The organism is Agrobacterium vitis (genome assembly GCF_014926405.1).
GTDB lineage: Bacteria > Pseudomonadota > Alphaproteobacteria > Rhizobiales > Rhizobiaceae > Allorhizobium > Allorhizobium vitis_H.
In genome coordinates this window covers 1,402,092-1,418,543 of record NZ_JACXXJ020000005.1, presented here as the reverse complement: position 1 = coordinate 1,418,543, position 16,452 = coordinate 1,402,092, and the positions used below count along the sequence as shown (strand labels likewise).

At 57.1% G+C, this 16,452-nt stretch carries 18 protein-coding genes and 1 riboswitch; of the genes, 9 read left to right on the top strand and 9 right to left on the bottom strand.

The annotated features are described in order from the left end of the window. Window positions 1–69: 69 nt before the first annotated feature. Window positions 70–726, bottom strand: a complete 657-nt coding sequence (locus tag IEI95_RS17750) for a DUF922 domain-containing Zn-dependent protease (protein WP_234635685.1) — start codon at window positions 724–726, stop codon at window positions 70–72. Between the two features lie 278 nt (window positions 727–1,004). Here IEI95_RS17750 and folP point away from each other — a divergent pair, with 278 nt between their 5' ends. From folP to folK, 3 genes are read left to right on the top strand one after another with little or no spacing between them, the layout of a single operon-like run. After that, window positions 1,005–1,898: a dihydropteroate synthase gene (folP, locus tag IEI95_RS17745; RefSeq protein WP_194416840.1), complete on the top strand. Its 894-nt coding sequence runs from the start codon at window positions 1,005–1,007 to the stop codon at window positions 1,896–1,898. Next, entirely contained in the window at window positions 1,891–2,259 is a 369-nt protein-coding gene (folB, locus tag IEI95_RS17740) for a dihydroneopterin aldolase (protein ID WP_070164703.1), read from the top strand. Before folP ends, folB begins: the two co-directional genes overlap by 8 nt. Continuing rightward, window positions 2,252–2,770, top strand: coding sequence for a 2-amino-4-hydroxy-6-hydroxymethyldihydropteridine diphosphokinase (folK, locus tag IEI95_RS17735; protein WP_273545187.1), 519 nt, complete (start codon window positions 2,252–2,254; stop codon window positions 2,768–2,770). The genes folB and folK overlap by 8 nt, the downstream gene beginning before the upstream one ends. Before the next feature lie 344 nt (window positions 2,771–3,114). Here folK and IEI95_RS17730 read toward each other — a convergent pair whose 3' ends face one another. The 4 genes from IEI95_RS17730 to gcvT form a co-directional block, all read right to left on the bottom strand. Beyond that, a complete protein-coding gene (locus tag IEI95_RS17730) occupies window positions 3,115–3,402 on the bottom strand; it encodes a hypothetical protein (RefSeq protein ID WP_156536045.1) in 288 nt (95 codons plus the stop codon). 260 nt (window positions 3,403–3,662) lie between these two features. Then, window positions 3,663–6,527, bottom strand: coding sequence for an aminomethyl-transferring glycine dehydrogenase (gene gcvP / locus IEI95_RS17725; protein ID WP_194416839.1), 2,865 nt, complete (start codon window positions 6,525–6,527; stop codon window positions 3,663–3,665). Next, window positions 6,524–6,886 carry a glycine cleavage system protein GcvH gene (gene gcvH / locus IEI95_RS17720; protein ID WP_156536047.1) on the bottom strand — a complete coding sequence of 121 codons (363 nt, stop codon included), beginning with the start codon at window positions 6,884–6,886 and terminating at the stop codon, window positions 6,524–6,526. The genes gcvP and gcvH overlap by 4 nt, the downstream gene beginning before the upstream one ends. Before the next feature lie 267 nt (window positions 6,887–7,153). After that, window positions 7,154–8,293 carry a glycine cleavage system aminomethyltransferase GcvT gene (gcvT, locus tag IEI95_RS17715; RefSeq protein WP_194416838.1) on the bottom strand — a complete coding sequence of 380 codons (1,140 nt, stop codon included), beginning with the start codon at window positions 8,291–8,293 and terminating at the stop codon, window positions 7,154–7,156. Between the two features lie 151 nt (window positions 8,294–8,444). Next, window positions 8,445–8,531, bottom strand: a riboswitch (glycine riboswitch). Window positions 8,532–8,795: 264 nt separating this feature from the next. Here gcvT and IEI95_RS17710 point away from each other — a divergent pair. Further along, window positions 8,796–9,308, top strand: a complete 513-nt coding sequence (locus IEI95_RS17710) for a copper chaperone PCu(A)C (RefSeq protein ID WP_194416837.1) — start codon at window positions 8,796–8,798, stop codon at window positions 9,306–9,308. A 98-nt stretch (window positions 9,309–9,406) separates the two neighbouring features. Here the strand turns inward: IEI95_RS17710 and IEI95_RS17705 are convergent, their stop codons facing one another. Together IEI95_RS17705 and IEI95_RS17700 are read right to left on the bottom strand one after the other, a co-directional pair. Next, window positions 9,407–9,619, bottom strand: coding sequence for a hypothetical protein (locus IEI95_RS17705; protein ID WP_194416836.1), 213 nt, complete (start codon window positions 9,617–9,619; stop codon window positions 9,407–9,409). A 210-nt stretch (window positions 9,620–9,829) separates the two neighbouring features. Then, entirely contained in the window at window positions 9,830–10,126 is a 297-nt protein-coding gene (locus tag IEI95_RS17700) for a hypothetical protein (RefSeq protein WP_041696588.1), read from the bottom strand. Between the two features lie 217 nt (window positions 10,127–10,343). Here IEI95_RS17700 and crcB point away from each other — a divergent pair, with 217 nt between their 5' ends. The 4 genes from crcB (at window position 10,344) to IEI95_RS17680 (ending at window position 13,290) form a co-directional block, all read left to right on the top strand. Beyond that, window positions 10,344–10,721 carry a fluoride efflux transporter CrcB gene (crcB, locus tag IEI95_RS17695; protein ID WP_156547744.1) on the top strand — a complete coding sequence of 126 codons (378 nt, stop codon included), beginning with the start codon at window positions 10,344–10,346 and terminating at the stop codon, window positions 10,719–10,721. Window positions 10,722–10,851: 130 nt separating this feature from the next. Next, a complete protein-coding gene (locus tag IEI95_RS17690; RefSeq protein WP_015916037.1) occupies window positions 10,852–11,844 on the top strand; it encodes an RluA family pseudouridine synthase in 993 nt (330 codons plus the stop codon). Beyond that, window positions 11,841–12,512 (top strand): HAD-IA family hydrolase, encoded by a 672-nt coding sequence (locus IEI95_RS17685; RefSeq protein ID WP_156536050.1) that lies wholly within the window; start codon window positions 11,841–11,843, stop codon window positions 12,510–12,512. Before IEI95_RS17690 ends, IEI95_RS17685 begins: the two co-directional genes overlap by 4 nt. Next, window positions 12,505–13,290, top strand: coding sequence for an ATP12 family chaperone protein (locus IEI95_RS17680; RefSeq protein WP_071206290.1), 786 nt, complete (start codon window positions 12,505–12,507; stop codon window positions 13,288–13,290). The genes IEI95_RS17685 and IEI95_RS17680 overlap by 8 nt, the downstream gene beginning before the upstream one ends. Window positions 13,291–13,309: 19 nt before the next feature. On the opposite strand, the gene IEI95_RS17675 is transcribed toward IEI95_RS17680, so the two are convergent. Both IEI95_RS17675 and IEI95_RS17670 read right to left on the bottom strand, forming a co-directional pair. Continuing rightward, window positions 13,310–13,615 (bottom strand): DUF1883 domain-containing protein, encoded by a 306-nt coding sequence (locus tag IEI95_RS17675; RefSeq protein WP_015916040.1) that lies wholly within the window; start codon window positions 13,613–13,615, stop codon window positions 13,310–13,312. A 353-nt stretch (window positions 13,616–13,968) separates the two neighbouring features. After that, window positions 13,969–15,288: an MFS transporter gene (locus tag IEI95_RS17670; RefSeq protein WP_156536051.1), complete on the bottom strand. Its 1,320-nt coding sequence runs from the start codon at window positions 15,286–15,288 to the stop codon at window positions 13,969–13,971. A gap of 463 nt (window positions 15,289–15,751) precedes the next feature. Here IEI95_RS17670 and IEI95_RS17665 point away from each other — a divergent pair, with 463 nt between their 5' ends. Continuing rightward, window positions 15,752–16,378, top strand: coding sequence for a LysE family translocator (locus IEI95_RS17665; protein ID WP_156536052.1), 627 nt, complete (start codon window positions 15,752–15,754; stop codon window positions 16,376–16,378). The last annotated feature ends 74 nt before the right edge of the window (window positions 16,379–16,452 follow it).

The window sequence follows — 16,452 nt, the reverse complement described above, 5'->3', positions numbered from 1 at the left end:
ACTCATCCAGTTTTCCCCTGTGAGAAACGCGTGACTTCTCACAGGAATACATGGAGGATTTCTGCTCTATCAGTCGTGATGGGCTTTCGTTTTCGTATAGCGATATTTCAACAGCCTCATGATCCGGTCGTTGAAATTAACCGCTTCGATGCGGTCAAACCGCAACTGGTCGGCGTCGTGTTCCTGCGTGACCTGATCGGTCAGCACTGAGACCTCTTCCTGAAGCTCTTCGCAGGTGGTGGCGCTGGGCAGAGCCTTTAACTTTTGATCGAGGTCGCGGGCGTGCTGCACGGCGATCTCGGCATGGCGGGATTCGTGGCGATTAATATCGGCCGATAGCGTATCCCAGATCAATCCCAGTTGCGGATTGGCCGATCCGCGGTTTTTCCAGCGTGGCACAATCACCTTGATCGATACCGTCACTTTGATATTGCCAATCGCACAGCTGCCCCGATGACGAACATAGTCCATGGTGCCGCCAAAACGGATGCGGGTCGCGCCCGGGTGGCGGGTTCCGGTGCTGACCGTGTGCGGCCCCTTGCGCTCCAGTTCGTGGTCGAGATCAGTCGCTGTCCGCCCGCCAATCGGGAAATAGACGGTTGATTTGCGGACAATGGTTTCCGCCTGCGCCATGTCTGCCGTGCCGATGACAACGAGTACCACGCCGGAGACGATCACGCGGGAGACGAGCGCGGCACAAACCAGAGTGCCTTTTCTTTTGACCATTGAACGTATCCACGACATTGAACTTGGTCCCGGTTTGGGGCATACAGCGCCGACATCGACCTGATGTGCCAGCCATTCTGAACAACCCTTGTTTTTCAAGGTGATCTTCACTGCGAATTTCAGCCGTTTCAAGGAAAGGCCGCATAAATCCCCGAACCCGACCGGATTTAAGGAAATATGCAGCTGGCATAAAGTGTTACGGCCAGTCTTGTTGCCTTGTATATGGCGTCCTGCGCCGTCTCGGCAACGGTCTTTTCTGCAAGGCATGAGGAAACCGCGTGAAGATCTCAACTCAGCAATGGCGTCTGGCCCATGGCCGCAGCTTGACGCTCGGGTCTCAGGCCCGCCTGATGGCGATCGTCAACGTCACCCCGGATTCGTTTTCGGATGGCGGCGCCCATTCCAGCCGTGACGAGGCCCTGCGCTTTGCGCTGCAATGTCTCGAGGATGGCGCCGATATCCTCGATATCGGTGGCGAATCGACGAGGCCGGGGGCAGATGCCGTCTCCGCCGCTGAGGAGCAGGACCGCATCCTGCCGGTCATCGAATCTCTGGCACGCGAAACCGATGCGCTGATCTCGGTAGATACCTATCGGGCCGAGACCGCGCGGCTGGCGCTGGCGGCCGGTGCCCATATCATCAACGATGTGTATGGTTTGCAGCGCGAGCCGGAGATTGCCGATGTGGCTGCCGCAGCCGGGGCAGGACTCTGCATCATGCATACCGGCCGGGGCCGCGACGTGCTGGCCGATCCGATTGCCGATCAGCGGCTGTTTTTCGAACGCTCGCTTGCTATCGCCCGTAATGCAGATGTAGCAGCAGAGACGATTGTGCTCGATCCCGGCTTCGGCTTTGCCAAGGAAACCGTGGGGGCCAATATCGGTCTGATGGCGCGTTGCAATGAATTGCTCGATCTGGGCTATCCGCTGTTGGTGGGGACGTCGCGCAAGCGCTTCCTCGGCACGTTGACCGGGCGCGACGCCGCGGGGCGTGATGCGGCAACGGCGGCAAGCTCGGTTCTGCTAAGACTACAGGGGGCTGCCATATTCAGAGTACATGATGTAAGGACAAATCGCGATGCCCTGGCAGTGGCGGATGCAATGCTAACCATGGCCCCCGATGACGGGCCCGCCGCGCAGGCGCGGCTGCGGGAAGGACGGATCGATGGCTGACACCTATACAATCACCCTGAAGAATTGCGGGTTTTTCGCCCGTCACGGCCTGCATGAGCAGGAGAAATTTCTGGGGCAGCGGTTTTTCATCGATGCCGAACTGGAGCTGCGGTTTTCCTCGGCGCTGGAAACCGATGAATTGGCCGGAACGGTGGATTATGGCGTGGCCTTCAACCTCATTGAAGAGATCGTCACCGGCAAACGGCGCTATCTGATCGAGGCTTTGGCGCTGGATATCGCTAAATCGCTCTGTGATCGGTTCGAACAGATCCTGCGGGCGAAAATCACTGTGCGCAAGCCGAGCGCGCCGATTACTGGCATGCTCGATTATGTCGAGGTTTCCGTTGACCATCATCGATAAGCGCGCCCCAGTGATCGCAGCGCTCGGGCTGGGTGGCAATATCGGCGATCCCGCGCATGCCATGGCAGCAGCATTGAAAGCCCTGGATGAGCGCCCGGATTGCACGGTGTTGGCGGTCTCGCGCCTTTATCGTACACCGCCCTGGGGAAAGCTGGATCAGGCGGATTTCTTCAATAGCTGCGCGCTGGTCAGCACCACATTGCCGCCCTCCGCGCTGCTTTCGGTTTGTCTGGAGCTTGAGCGGGTGATGAAACGCGAGCGTCGGGAGCGCTGGGGACCGCGCACGCTCGATATCGATATTCTGCTCTATGGTGACCAAAATATCGAGGAGGATCACCTGTCGATCCCGCATCCGCGCATGGTGCAGCGAGCTTTCGTCCTTCAGCCGCTCTGCGATATCGGCAGTGACCTTGTGGTAGAGGGCAGATCGGTGGCCGATTGGCTGGGGCAGGCTGACGCCCATGATATCGTCGTCGCCGATACCGATCCGCTTTGGTGGAAGAGGGGCTGATACCTGGAGTCTGTCAGGCTCACACTGAACCAGGCGAACTCCAGATTCTTTTGTTTTCGTTTGTCTTTTCGGAAAAACCGGGTTCCACTTTTCCCTGACAAACTCTGGAGGCGTTGAAGATCGCGCTTGGTATTCCTTCATAGGAAAAGGCCGACAAAGCTCCGAATTTGTCGACCTTTTTAGTAGAGCCTGCTAACTTATAGAAAAGCCGCTTCTACTGCATCATTCCTTAAATGGGAGGAGAAAATTATGCAGTAGATTTAACGTGTTACAGCGTCCTTTGTGCGTTTTAACGCATGGCGCTGTCGCGGTTCAAACCTCCACTTTCGGTGAAGGCCTTGAATTTATGGCCGCTGCGGCTTGCAGGGAGCCTTAGAACCCACACCGCAGGTCGTCATCGGATCGACGGACTTGCCGCGATGCTGTTTTGCCGCTTTTTGAGGAGGCAGCTTGTTTTGATGCGTGCGCTCGTGGTTGGCAGCTTTCTTCTGTACTGGTTTGCCAGGCTTCGATTGGCAATCGCTCATGCCGCCCTTAACGCAACGATCGCTGTTCGGTGCCTGGGCAAAGCCCTGGTTAGCAGAGAGGATCAGGGCAGAGGCAAGGGCAAGGCTGGTGAGAAAACGGGTCAATGGATCTTCCTATTCTGTCGCTTACACATAAGACGCCGGTAGGCGGATAGTCGATGATACGAAGTGCTTACTATAACATAATTGGTAGGTATAACAGCTTATTTTTAAATCTCGAACCGAAGGGATAATTTCGAATTCAGTGAAAATCAGTTCGAGAACAACCAAAAGTCGCATCTTTTGGCGGTAAAATTGGCTGCATACAGCATGGTTCCTGCCGCCCGAGCAAGCGGGGCGGCAGGGTCGTTAAGCTGTGCAGTTTCTTACTCGGCAGCCTCCGCATACTCGCTCATCGGCGGGCAGGTGCACACCAGATTGCGGTCGCCGTAGACATTGTCCACGCGGTTGACGGAAGACCAGTATTTGTCCACGCGGAACGCGCCCGGCGGGTAGCAGGCCTGATCGCGGCTGTAGGGACGATCCCACTCGCCGACCAGATCTTCCACCGTATGCGGTGCGTTTTTCAGCGGGTTGTTGGTCTTGTCCATCCGGCCATCTTCAATGGCGCGGGCTTCTTCGCGGATCGCCAGCATGGCTGTGCAGAAGCGGTCCAGTTCGGCTTTGGTTTCCGATTCTGTTGGCTCGATCATCAGCGTGCCAGCCACCGGCCAACTCATGGTGGGGGCGTGGAAGCCGCAGTCTATCAGGCGTTTGGCAACGTCATCGACTGTTACGCCAGCGCTGTCGGCCAGCGGGCGGGTGTCGATGATGCACTCGTGCGCCACCCGGCCAGAAGCCGAGGTGTAGAGAACATCATAGGCCCCGGTCAGGCGAGCAGCGATGTAATTGGCGTTGAGAATGGCAACCTTGGTGGCTTGTGTGAGGCCTTCGCCACCCATCATCAGGCAGTAGGACCAACTGATGGGAAGGATGGACGGCGAGCCATAAGGGGCGGCTGAAACAGCACCGGGGCGGCCATCGGTTTCCACATGGCCGGGCAGGTAAGGGGTGAGATGGGCTTTGACGCCAATAGGACCCATGCCCGGACCACCGCCGCCGTGCGGAATGCAGAAGGTTTTGTGCAGGTTGAGGTGGGAAACGTCCGAGCCAATATCGCCGGGGCGAGCAATGCCGACCATGGCGTTCATATTGGCACCATCGAGATAGACCTGCCCGCCGTGGGCGTGGGTGATCTCGCAGATTTCCCGCACGGTTTCTTCAAACACGCCGTGGGTGGAGGGGTATGTGATCATGCAGCAAGACAGGTTTGCGGAGTGCTGTTGTGCCTTAGCGCGGAAATCGGCCAAGTCCACATCGCCATTGTCCAGCGCTTTCACCGGAACCACCAGCATGCCTGCCATTTGAGCAGATGCCGGGTTGGTGCCATGGGCCGATGTTGGAATGAGGCAGACGGTGCGGCGCGTATCGCCCTTGGCAAGGTGATAGTTGCGGATGGTCAGAAGACCCGCATATTCGCCTTGTGCGCCGGAGTTTGGCTGCATCGAAATTGCATCATAGCCCGTGACGGCGCAGAGCTTTTCCGAGAGATCGTCGATCATTTCCTTATAACCCAAGGCCTGATCTGTTGGGGCAAAGGGGTGGATGTCGGAAAACTCCGGCCAGGTGATCGGCAGCATTTCGGCTGTGGCGTTCAGCTTCATGGTGCAGGAGCCAAGCGGAATCATCGCCCGGTCCAGCGCCAGATCGCGGTCTGACAGGCGGCGGATGTAGCGTGTCATTTCGCTTTCCGCGCGGTTCATGTGGAAGATCGGGTGCGTCAGATACTGGCTGGTGCGCAGCAGGCTGGTGGGCAGGCGATAATCCGGGGTGAAATCACCCACCGCGAAATTGCCGCCAAAGGCACGCCAAACGGCTTCCAGCGTGGCAGGGCGCGTGCGCTCATCCAGCGAGATGCCGATTTTTGTGGTGCCGACTTTGCGCAGGTTGACGCCTTCAGCCACGGCTGCGCGCAGGATCAGGCCCTGCATATGGCCCACTTCCAGCGTGATGGTGTCGAAGAAGGTTTCCGGCTCAATGGTAAAGCCAAGCTTTTCCAAGCCCTTTGCCAGCAAAACGGTTTTTTGATGCACCTGCTGGGCAATGGCCTTCAAGCCTTGCGGACCATGGAACACCGCATACATCGAGGCCATTACCGCCAGCAGCACTTGGGCTGTGCAGATGTTGGAGGTGGCCTTTTCGCGGCGGATGTGCTGCTCGCGCGTTTGGAGCGACAGGCGATAGGCGCGGTTGCCGCGCGAATCCACCGATACGCCCACCAAACGGCCCGGCATGGACCGCTTGATGGCATCCTTCACCGCCATATAGGCAGCATGTGGTCCACCATAACCCACGGGAACGCCAAAGCGCTGGCTGGAACCGATGGCAATATCGGCACCCATTTCACCGGGGGATTTCAGCAAAAGCAGCGCCAGTGGATCAGCTGCCACAGCGGCAATGGCTTGGGCATTGTGCAGCGCGTTGATCAACGAGGTAAAATCGCTGACATGGCCATGGGTGCCGGGATATTGAAACAGCGCGCCAAACACTTCGCCGGGGTTGAGGTCGGTGAAGGGATTGCCGACCACGACGCCCCAGCCCAAAGGCTCTGCGCGGGTCTGGATCACAGCAATGGTCTGCGGATGGCAATTGGCATCGACAAAGAAGGATTTTGCCTTGGATTTTGCCACGCGCTCTGCCATGGCCATGGCTTCGGCCGCAGCCGTTGCCTCATCCAGCAAGGATGCGTTGGCCACATCCAGCCCGGTCAGATCGCAGATCATGGTTTGGAAGTTGAGCAGGGCTTCCAATCGGCCTTGGGAGATTTCTGGCTGGTAAGGCGTATAGGCGGTGTACCACGCCGGGTTTTCCAGAATATTGCGCTGGATCACTGGCGGCGTGATGGTGCCGTAATAACCCTGACCGATCAGTGAGGTCAAAGCCTTGTTCTTGTTGGCGGTTTCGCGCAGCTTGTCCAGCGCTTCGCGCTCGCTCATCGCTTTGCCCCACACCAGCGGCGTGGATTGGCGGATTGAGGCGGGAACGGTTGCGGCAATCAGCCCGTCAAGGCTGTCATAGCCCACGACCTTTAGCATCTCATCCATTTCAGCCGGAGAGGGGCCGATATGGCGGCGATTGGCAAAATCGTAGGGCTGGTAATCGGTAAACTGAAATTCTGTGGGCGTGGTCATGCGATCAGCTCGTTGTAAGCGGCTTCGTTCAGGAGGGTTTCGGCGTCAGTAGGATTGGCGAGCTTCAGCTTGAAGAACCAGCCAGCGCCACGCGGATCGGAATTAACCAGCGATGGATCATCGACAATCGCCTGATTGATCTCGGTCACTTCGCCATCCAGCGGACAATAAACGTCGGACGCTGCCTTGACGCTTTCAACCGTTGCGGCCTGACCGTCTTTTGCAAACGTGCTACCTACTTCTGGCAGCTCTACAAACACCAGATCGCCAAGCTGTTCAGCGGCGTGGGCGGTAATGCCAACCGTGGCGATATCGCCTTCAATTTGCAGCCATTCATGTTCAGAGGTGAATTTCAACATGGGAGGTCCTTTTCGGGAGCTGGGATGGGTTTGGAAATGGAAATGGTGTGCCGTGGGATACCCCCCTCTGGTCTGCCGACCATCTCCCCCTCAAGGGGGGAGATCAGGGATGTCACTGATTGTTTTAAATCTTTGGCGGCATCACAAGAGGATAGCATTCCGACGCTGAAATTGGGACGAACAGGCCACCCCCACCCAATCTCCCCCCTTGAGGGGGAGATGTCCGGCAGGACAGAGGGGGGTAAAACCTTGCTCATCGCTCAACAATCAGCGCTTATAGGTGGGCGTAATAAACGGCAGGGTGGCAACAGTTACAGGCAGATATTTGCCGCGTACCTCTGCAAAAAGCTGGGTTCCAACATTGGTGTGATCGGCAAGCACATAGCCCATGGCAACGGGGCCTTCGACCGTGGGGCCAAAGCCGCCGGAGGTGACTTCGCCAACCTCAACCTTGCCTTCTGCATCAGCAAACAGTTTGGAATGGCCGCGCACGGGGGCTTTGCCTTCGGGCTTCAGGCCAACGCGGCGGCGTGAGGTTCCGTTGGCCAATTCCGCCAGAATGCGCTGCGCGCCGGGAAATCCACCTTCACGATCACCACCTGCGCGGCGGGCTTTTTGAATGCCCCATTCAATCGCGCCTTCCACCGGGCTGGTGGTGGTATCAATGTCGTTGCCATAGAGGCAAAGGCCAGCTTCCAGCCGCAGGGAATCGCGGGCGCCAAGGCCAATCGGCTGACAATCCGGATGATCCAGCAGCACTTTGGCCAGCGCTTCGGCCTTCTCAGCAGGCACGGAGATTTCAAAGCCATCCTCACCGGAATAGCCAGAGCGCGAGACAATGCAGAGCGTATCCAAAAGCGGAATTTCGCGCACATCCATAAACTTCATGCCGGAGACGCCAGCCCAAAGCTCACCAAGAACAGCCTCAGCACGCGGGCCTTGCAGCGCCAGAAGGGCGCGGTCTTCCAAAACCTCAATGGTGCAGTTCTCCGCAAGATGCGCCCGCATATGGGCAATATCAGCATCCTTGCAGGCCGCATTGACCACCACAAACAAATGATCGCCGCGATTGGTGATCATCAGATCATCCAGAATGCCGCCATCTTCATTGGTAAAAAAGCCATAGCGCTGACGCCCTTCTTTGAGGGCCAGAATATCCACCGGAACCAGCGTTTCCAGCGCAAGTGCTGCATCTTCCACCTTACCAGATTTTGGCTTGAGCCGCACTTGCCCCATGTGGGACACATCAAACAGGCCAGCGTTGGCGCGGGTGTGCAGATGTTCCTTCAACACGCCAGCGGGATATTGCACCGGCATGTCATAGCCAGCAAATGGCACCATGCGGGCACCAAGCGACAGGTGAAGATCATAAAGGGGGGTGCGTTTGAGGGCGAGATGGTCGTCCAAGAGGCGTCTCCACTGTCATGCGCATCGCGCATAGGCTCAAATTCAGGCACGGTTGTGCCGGTTCATGAGCCCCCTCTGTCCGTTTGCCTGAGATTGTTATCCCTTCGGCGCGGCTTGGTTTTACAATCAAGCCTCTCTCCAGAGTGCAGTTTACGCCTTGTGGTCCGTTTGCCTGAGAGTTTCCGGGGCGGTTGCTCCTTCGGCACCGGACTGAACCGGATTCTCCCTACAAGGTGATCGCGCAATTATCCGGAGTGGGGGGCTCTTGGCAAGGGCCATCGGTCGTTCTCAGCCAAATTTTTGTCGCAGCGCAGCGTTGTTTGATCCAGGGCAAATGCACGTCCAATGACCGTGATAAAGCAATATTATTATACAGCCTGCGGAAAGGGCACCGGGCGCGGAGATCTCTTGCTTTCCCTCGCCAATTCGCTCAGGTTCCAGATAAGTGCTTTCGGCGCAACGGAGATTGCCGCCGGCAGACTTGGGAGAGAGGAAGACAATAATGACCAAGACATTTTTAGCTTCAGCCATTGTCATCATGCTTGCCGCCAGCGGGGCTGCGTCAGAAGAAATGGATCATGCCGCCATGACGGCAAAGGGCGATATGGCCGCGCCCGCCCAGGCGATTACCGCGACACTTGGATCGCTTAAGATCAGCGATGGCTATTTGAAAGCGATGATCCCAGGTCAACCCGTCGGCGGTGGTTTCGTGACGATCACCAATACCGGCTCCGTGGAAGATAAGCTGATTGCAATCTCATCGCCGCGTGCCATGCGGGTGGAATTGCATGAAATGGTCATGCAAGGCACGATCATGAAAATGCGAAAAATACCAGATGGTTTTGCCATTGCCCCAGGCGCCACATTGAAAATGGAACCGGGCGGTTACCATCTGATGTTCATGGGTGTGCAGATGCCCTTCAAGGCGAACCAGACTATACCGGTAACGTTAACCTTCGAGAAGGCTGGTACGCTCGAACTGGCGATGCCTGTGGTGACGATACGCGGCAGGTAAAACGCCGCGCCAATGGACGCGGCGCCAGTTCATTTCGATAATCGTCCGTCTTCACTCACCATTCGAGACTTGCGGACTTGCGTTTTCGGAGCCTTGCATCAACCGGTTCCAGCATCGACATTGGGTCCATCTTGTTGTCCCGGCAGGGTTCCGCTGCCGGGCGTTTTTTCCCGGTCGATCAAATGTTCCTTGGAATGCGGTCCGGCTGGAAGATTATCAGCCGCTTGTCCGGTGTCGCCAGACTTCGTTCCGGCAGGAATAGGTTTTTCCGTATGTTCGACAGCGTTACGGGCTTTAGCGTCCTTATGCATCGCGAACCTCCTTTATGCAGCATCATCCCTTTAACCAGATCGGTTGAGGGCATCATGCGCCAGGTCTATACGCTGCATCCTGCGAAACTTATGCGCACTCGCGCAGCAGCATGCAGCGTCGATGACAAACGCGGACTGTGTGATGTTGTTCCGGTAAGGCCCCACGGAACAATTGGCACGCGGGGTTCGGTATCACGCTTTCAGGCTTGATTACGCTTTGAGACCGGCATCCTCGGATTCCTGATAGGCCTGTTTGGTTTCTTCCAGGCTGGCGCGGGGTTGCTTGTTTTCACCCGCTTTCATGAAGTGCAAGCCGATGGCCGAGCTATCCCGCAGGGTTTCGATGGCCGTGCGGTTGATGCCTTGCGTCTTGGCGATTGCCTTTTTGACGCTGATCTGCCGGTTGATCTGTTCGACATACGTTGAGCGGCCCGGCTTTTGCACCGGCTTCAACGTATCCGAGATATAGCCGGCCGTGGTGGCCGAAACCGAAAGGACTTGAACCATGGCACTCACATGATCTGTTTAGCTGTTGTCATTTCATCACGACAAATTCTATCGTGACTTAAATAAATGAATCGCATTTTAAAGACCGACCGGATTCCAGCGGTTTGTGTTGAGAAAAACATGCCGGGAAAGCTGTAAACTGCGTTGATTTTTTCTTTGCCCGTCCTGCCGGGTGACGCACAAAGAGATGCAGGAAACAAGCGAGGCCCGGAAAACGATGAAGGACGTGATATATGTTGCCCTTGGCGGCGCGGTCGGGTCGGTGTTGCGATATTGGATCGGCATCGTCACAATCAGGCTATTCGGTCCGTTTCTTCCCTGGGGTACGTTTTCGGTCAATATCATCGGGTCTTTCTGCATCGGATTGTTTGCCGAAATGATCGCCCGCAAGTTTGATGCGTCTGCCGATCTGCGCATGTTGCTGATCACCGGCTTGCTCGGCGGCTTCACCACGTTTTCAGCCTTCATGCTGGATACGGTCAGCCTGGCGGAACGCGGTGACCTTCTCTGGCCGGCCTTTTATGTGGCGGCCAGTATCGGCTTTGGGGTCGGCGCGGTGTTTGCAGGACTTGCAGTGGGCCGCTGGCTTTTCTGATGGCCTGTCTGTTTCAGGCGTTTTTTCACAATCGCGGTTTCACACGGGCGCAGAAATGGGGTAAAGCCAGCCCATAATAGAATTGACAGGGTTTGGCGCGCGCGCGCCCAAGGGAACGAAAGACGTCCTTATGGCAGGCATAGAACATATTACCGTCGGTCCAGACGAGGCGGGCATGCGCCTCGACCGCTGGTTCAAGATCCATTATCCGGGCCTCGGTTTCGGCCCCTTGCAAAAGCTGATGCGCTCCGGCCAGGTCCGTGTCGATGGCGGCCGGGTGAAAACCGACGCCCGCGTGCAGCCCGGCCAGGTGGTGCGTGTACCGCCGATGGATGTCGATGCCAAGACGCCGAAATCCGGGCCGATTGCCTCCCATGATCTGAAACACGCTGGCGATGGTGAATTGCTGGCGCGCATGCTGCTGCATGAGGATGAAAAAGTCTTCGTCCTGAACAAGCCTGCCGGTCTGGCCGTGCAGGGCGGATCCGGCCTCAACCGCCATATCGACCAGATGCTTGAAGCCTGGACCAGTAAGAAGGGCGAAAAGCCGCGCCTTGTGCACCGCCTTGACCGGGATACGTCGGGGGTGCTCGTAGTGGCCCGCACCCGTGGTGCCGCGCAGAAACTGACGGCAGCCTTTCGTGAACGCGACACCAAGAAGACCTATTGGGCGCTGGTCAAGGGCGTGCCGCGCAAGCATGACGATAAGATCTCCACCTGGGTGGTCAAGGAACAGACCGAAGACGGCGACCGCATGCGCATCGCCCGCCACGGCGAAGACGGTGCCGATCACGCGGTTTCCTATTACCGCGTGCTGGAAACAGCGGCGCAAAGCCTCGCCTGGCTGGAAATGGAGCCCTATACGGGCCGTACCCATCAGCTGCGCCTCCACGCCCTGCATATCGGCCATCCGATCATCGGTGATCCAAAATATTATATCGACGATCCCAACTGGGATTTCCCCGGCGGCGTCCAGAAGCGGCTGCATCTACATGCCCGCCATATCGATATTCCCCATCCCGATGGCGGCCGCCTGCGCATCACCGCGCCCTTGCCACCGCATATGGTGCAGACCTGGAACCTTCTGGGCCTGGACATGGAAAATGGCGGTGACTTTGCATGAAACTGGTCCTGTTCGATTGCGATGGTACCTTGATCGACAGCGCTGGGACCATTCACGAGAGCATGCGCCGTACGTTTCTTGCTTTCGGCAAGCCGGAGCCGACGCTTGCTGCGACCAAAAGCATCATGGGCCTGACGCTGGATATCGCCATCGCCCGTATCGACGGCAAGCAGCATGTCGATGACGAAGCGGTGGCCATGCGGGACCATTACAAATCGCTGTTTACCGAAGTGCGCCAGGCACCCGGCTATAGCGAACCGCTGTTTGACGGTATCCGCGCGTTGATCGAGCGGCTGGCTGCGGAAGACGAGATCCTGATCGGTGCTGTGACCGGCAAATCCCGGCGCGGCTTGAACTATGTTCTCGACGCCCACGGTTTTCAGTCCTATTTCACTGTGTCGCGCACGGCGGACGATTGTCCGTCAAAACCGCATCCGGCCATGGTGACGGAGTGCTGCGACGAAACCGGGATGGATTTGAAAGATACCGTGGTGATCGGTGACGCGATCTACGATATGCAAATGGCCAGAAGCGCTGGCGTCAAGGCAATCGGCGTCAGTTGGGGCAGCGCCAGCACCGATCAGTTGAAGGCCAGCGGTGCGCATTTCGTCGTAGATCGGGCTGACGCGCTTCTTGCCCATATTTTGGGGGTGACCCATAATGCGTGATATTTTCGAGGGCCTGACGCCTGAATTGAGCGATCCTGATCCGGTACGCCGGGCGCAGATCCAGATGAAAAAGCCCTTGCCGAAGCGCTTTTATAAAGACGTGACCGTTGCAGCGGGGCAGGACGGTCATGCAGTGCTTCTGGATGGCAAGACGGTCAAGACACCAGCCCGCAACGCCCTCGTGCTGCCGACCGAGCCTTTGGCTGCGTTGGTTGCTGGCGAATGGCAGGAGCAAGGTGAGTTCATCGATCCCGCGACGATGCCGGTTACCCGGCTGGTCAATACAGCGCTTGATGCCGTCAGCGTCAATACTCAAGAGGTGTTGGACGATATTGTCCGGTTCTGCGGCAATGACATGCTGTGCTACCGGGCCGATGCGCCTCAGGAGCTGGTGGAGCGTCAGAGTGTTAAATGGGATCCAGTTTTGGACTGGCTAGCCGACACACATGGGGCACGGGTTCTTCAGACCAGCGGCATCATCTACCAACCCCAGCCATCGGACGCAATCGAGGCATTTGATCGGGCATTGCAGCGCTATCGCGATGGTGTGGCGCTCGCCAGCCTGCACGTGATGACGACTCTGACAGGGTCCGCCATTCTGGCGCTGGCGCTGGCCGATGGCCAGTTGACCTTGTTCGACGCCTGGGATCTCGCCCATCTGGACGAGAACTGGACGGACGAGCACTGGGGCAGCGATATGGAAGCAGAAGCACGGCGCGCGGCCCGCTTTGTCGATATGCAGTCGGCCTATGAGGTGCTGAGGGCTGCGCGCGCTTGAGTTCGATGCTATAGCGGTGTCAGCTCGCCTTTTTGGATTTCACTGGCGGTGCGACCATCTTCACCGAGGATTCCGCCAGGCCATGATGGCCTTCCATATCAACGATCAGGTGCCAATGGGCTTGCTCGGGAACGACGATTTTGACCGGGGCCTTCTTGGCGACACCGCCGGCAAATTTGTAATCCAGCCCTTCCTTGAAGCGCTGGAAATTACTGGCGGTCATAAGTCGGACATTGTTGATGGCATTCAACTGGACTTCCAGAATGGTGCCCGCCCGTAATTCCTTCAGATCGTAATGGGTGAACCGAAAGCTCGGTTTGGTCATGATGGGCCTCCTCCCGCATGAGGCATGATTGTGGTTATCGCGGCCGGTGCGCGAAGCGTGGTTGCATGTCGCTACGATCATTTCAAATCGTATAATCGATCCAAAAATCTCGAAAGAGCCGTGGCTTTTAAGTTCTGCTAAAATAAAACAGGATCATTAAGGAAATCCTAGATGAATGAGGTGGAACTTATCGGTTCGCCACTCGTTCGTGAGTGGGGCTGATGTGAGGGTTTCGCCCCCCCCTATCGGAGCCGGATCGTCGGCCCCCAACCTCTGGTTACCCCGCCCAGGCTATGCCGGGCGGGGTTTTTCATAGCCTTTCAGGCAATTCCTGGAGGTTTGAAGCCCGCCGGTCACACTGCTTCTCTGTCGATATGGGAGGTTTTTTGTGTATCCGGCATCACGGCATAGACGATCAGCGAGACCGCGATACATCCCGACACATACCAGTAGAACCAGCTTTCATGGCCAGCCTGCTTGAACCATAATGCGACATATTCGGCAGTGCCACCGAAGATCGACACGGTGAGTGCATAGGGCAGGCCAACACCCAGCGCCCGAACCCCGGTTGGAAATAGTTCCGCCTTCACCACTGCGTTGATGGCAGTATAGCCTGATACGATAACCAGCGCCGCGACAATGATGAAAAAGGCTTCCAGCGCATTGGAAGCGGTGCTCAGCGTGGTTAGCAGCGGCACGGTGCAAAGCGTGCCGAGTACGCCGAAGGCGATCAAGATCGGTCTGCGGCCAATCTTGTCGGACAGCAATCCGACAAGGGGTTGAAGGCACATGTAGAAAAACAGCGCGCCTGCCGACACCAGTGTCGAATCGTCCTTGCTGAGATGCACGGTGTTCACAAGGAATTTCTGCATATAGGTCGTATAGGTGTAGAAGGCGACAGTGCCGCCCAGGGTCAGGCCAATGACCGTGAAGACCTGCCGTGGATATTTCATCAGTTCGCGCAGTGGATTGGTCCGCACCTTTTCTGAGGCCCGCTGGAATTGTTCCGTTTCGGCCATGTTCCGGCGTAAGAAGAGGGCGATAATCGCCAGTGCGCCGCCGATGACGAAGGGAATGCGCCAGCCCCAGGCCTCCAGCTCCTCACCCGTTAGCAGCAGCTTTTGAAGCAGCAACAAGACCAGAATGGCGCAAAGCTGTCCGCTGATCAGCGTCACATATTGGAAGCTCGAATAAAAGCCACGCCGCTCTTTCGTCGCCATTTCGGAAAGATAGGTGGCGCTGGTGCCGTATTCTCCGCCAAGGCTGAGGCCCTGCAACATGCGGGCCAGCATCAGGATGGCGGGGGCGGCATAACCGATCGTCGCAAAGCCCGGCGTGACCGCGATCAGCAGCGACCCGAAACACATCAGCAGGACCGAAAGCGTCAGTGCCGATTTACGCCCCTTGCTATCGGCATAGACCCCGAAGAACCACCCGCCGACAGGCCGCATGATAAAGCCGACAGCAAAAATACCGGCGCTGTTGAGCAATTGCGCAGTCGGATCGCTATTGGGAAAAAAAGCGGGTGCGAAATACAGGGAAAAGGCAGAATAGACGTAAAAATCGTAATATTCGACCATATTGCCGATGGAGCCGCTGAAAATGGAGCGCAGTCGACGCGCCATATCACCGCTATTTTCGCCCGCTGGTGGTGCGCTTTGTCTCTCTGCCATATTGCTTCCTCACCTGTGCCGATTCTCTTCCCTATAGCGGGTTGCATGATTCGGGATTCACCCGATATGCCATAGGTTTTTGTTTTCGCGTGTCTTTTTCCCGAAACTGCTGCAGCCTTTCGGGAGGCATGTTTTAACAGGCAAAACCGTTGCATGGTCGGCTGGCATCTCGCAAGACGGGAATTCTATAAAATTTTGGTTGTTGCTTCGGCATTGTTACGCGCTGGAATTGCGGTTCCAGCTTTTCCTTTATTCGGTTCCGGTTTGAGGAATTATGCAGTACAGCGTCTTTGGTCCGAGCTCTTTGCCCGCGCTTTTGGGCCGTTGCAGTGCTGGCACGGCATAATTCGCGAACCGAATGGGGTTCTCGACGTTATGCCTCGTCAAGGCTCGCCGCGCTGCCGGTACATGACTGTTTCTGCTTTCATCCGTCACGGATAAGGCCTCTGTGACGGAGAAAAACATGCTGATTATCCTGCTGCTCAAGGGCGTGTTGCTCGGCATTGCCGTGGCCGCACCGATTGGGCCAATCGGCACGCTCTGTATCAACCGCACCATGGAGCGCGGTTTTTGGCATGGGGTCTCCGCCGGGCTTGGGGCTGCCATCGGCGATATGGTCTTCGCCATTGCCGCCGCAGCGGGATTTGCCGCCATGCAGGATCTTCTGGCTGAAATATCGCTGCCGCTGAAACTGATCGGCGGCACGCTGATTTTGCTGATTGGTATCCGCATGCTTGCAGCGCGACCACCGCGACCGGCAGCACAGATCAAGGCCAGCGATTTTATCCGCACCACCATGTCCACCTTCGGGCTGACGATTACCAATCCTGCGACGATCTTCGGTTTCGCAGCATTATTTGCAGGCGCGGGTCTCGCCGATACCGGCGAAGTCAGCCCGTTCTTTCTGGTTGCAGGCGTGTTTCTCGGCTCGCTGATCTGGTGGTTTGCGCTGTGCGGCGCCGTCGTCTGGCTGAAAAGCCGATTGCCGGACCATTTCACGATCTGGGTTCAACGCGGCTCCGCCGTGCTGCTGATCGGCTTCGGCCTGATTTCTCTCGGCCTTGCCGCCCGGCAATATTGGGGTGGGTGAGGGCGAGCATTTCCAGGAAAAGTGTGAGCGGTTTTCCGTCCGGAAATGCGTAAAACAAGAGCATTTCCAGGAAA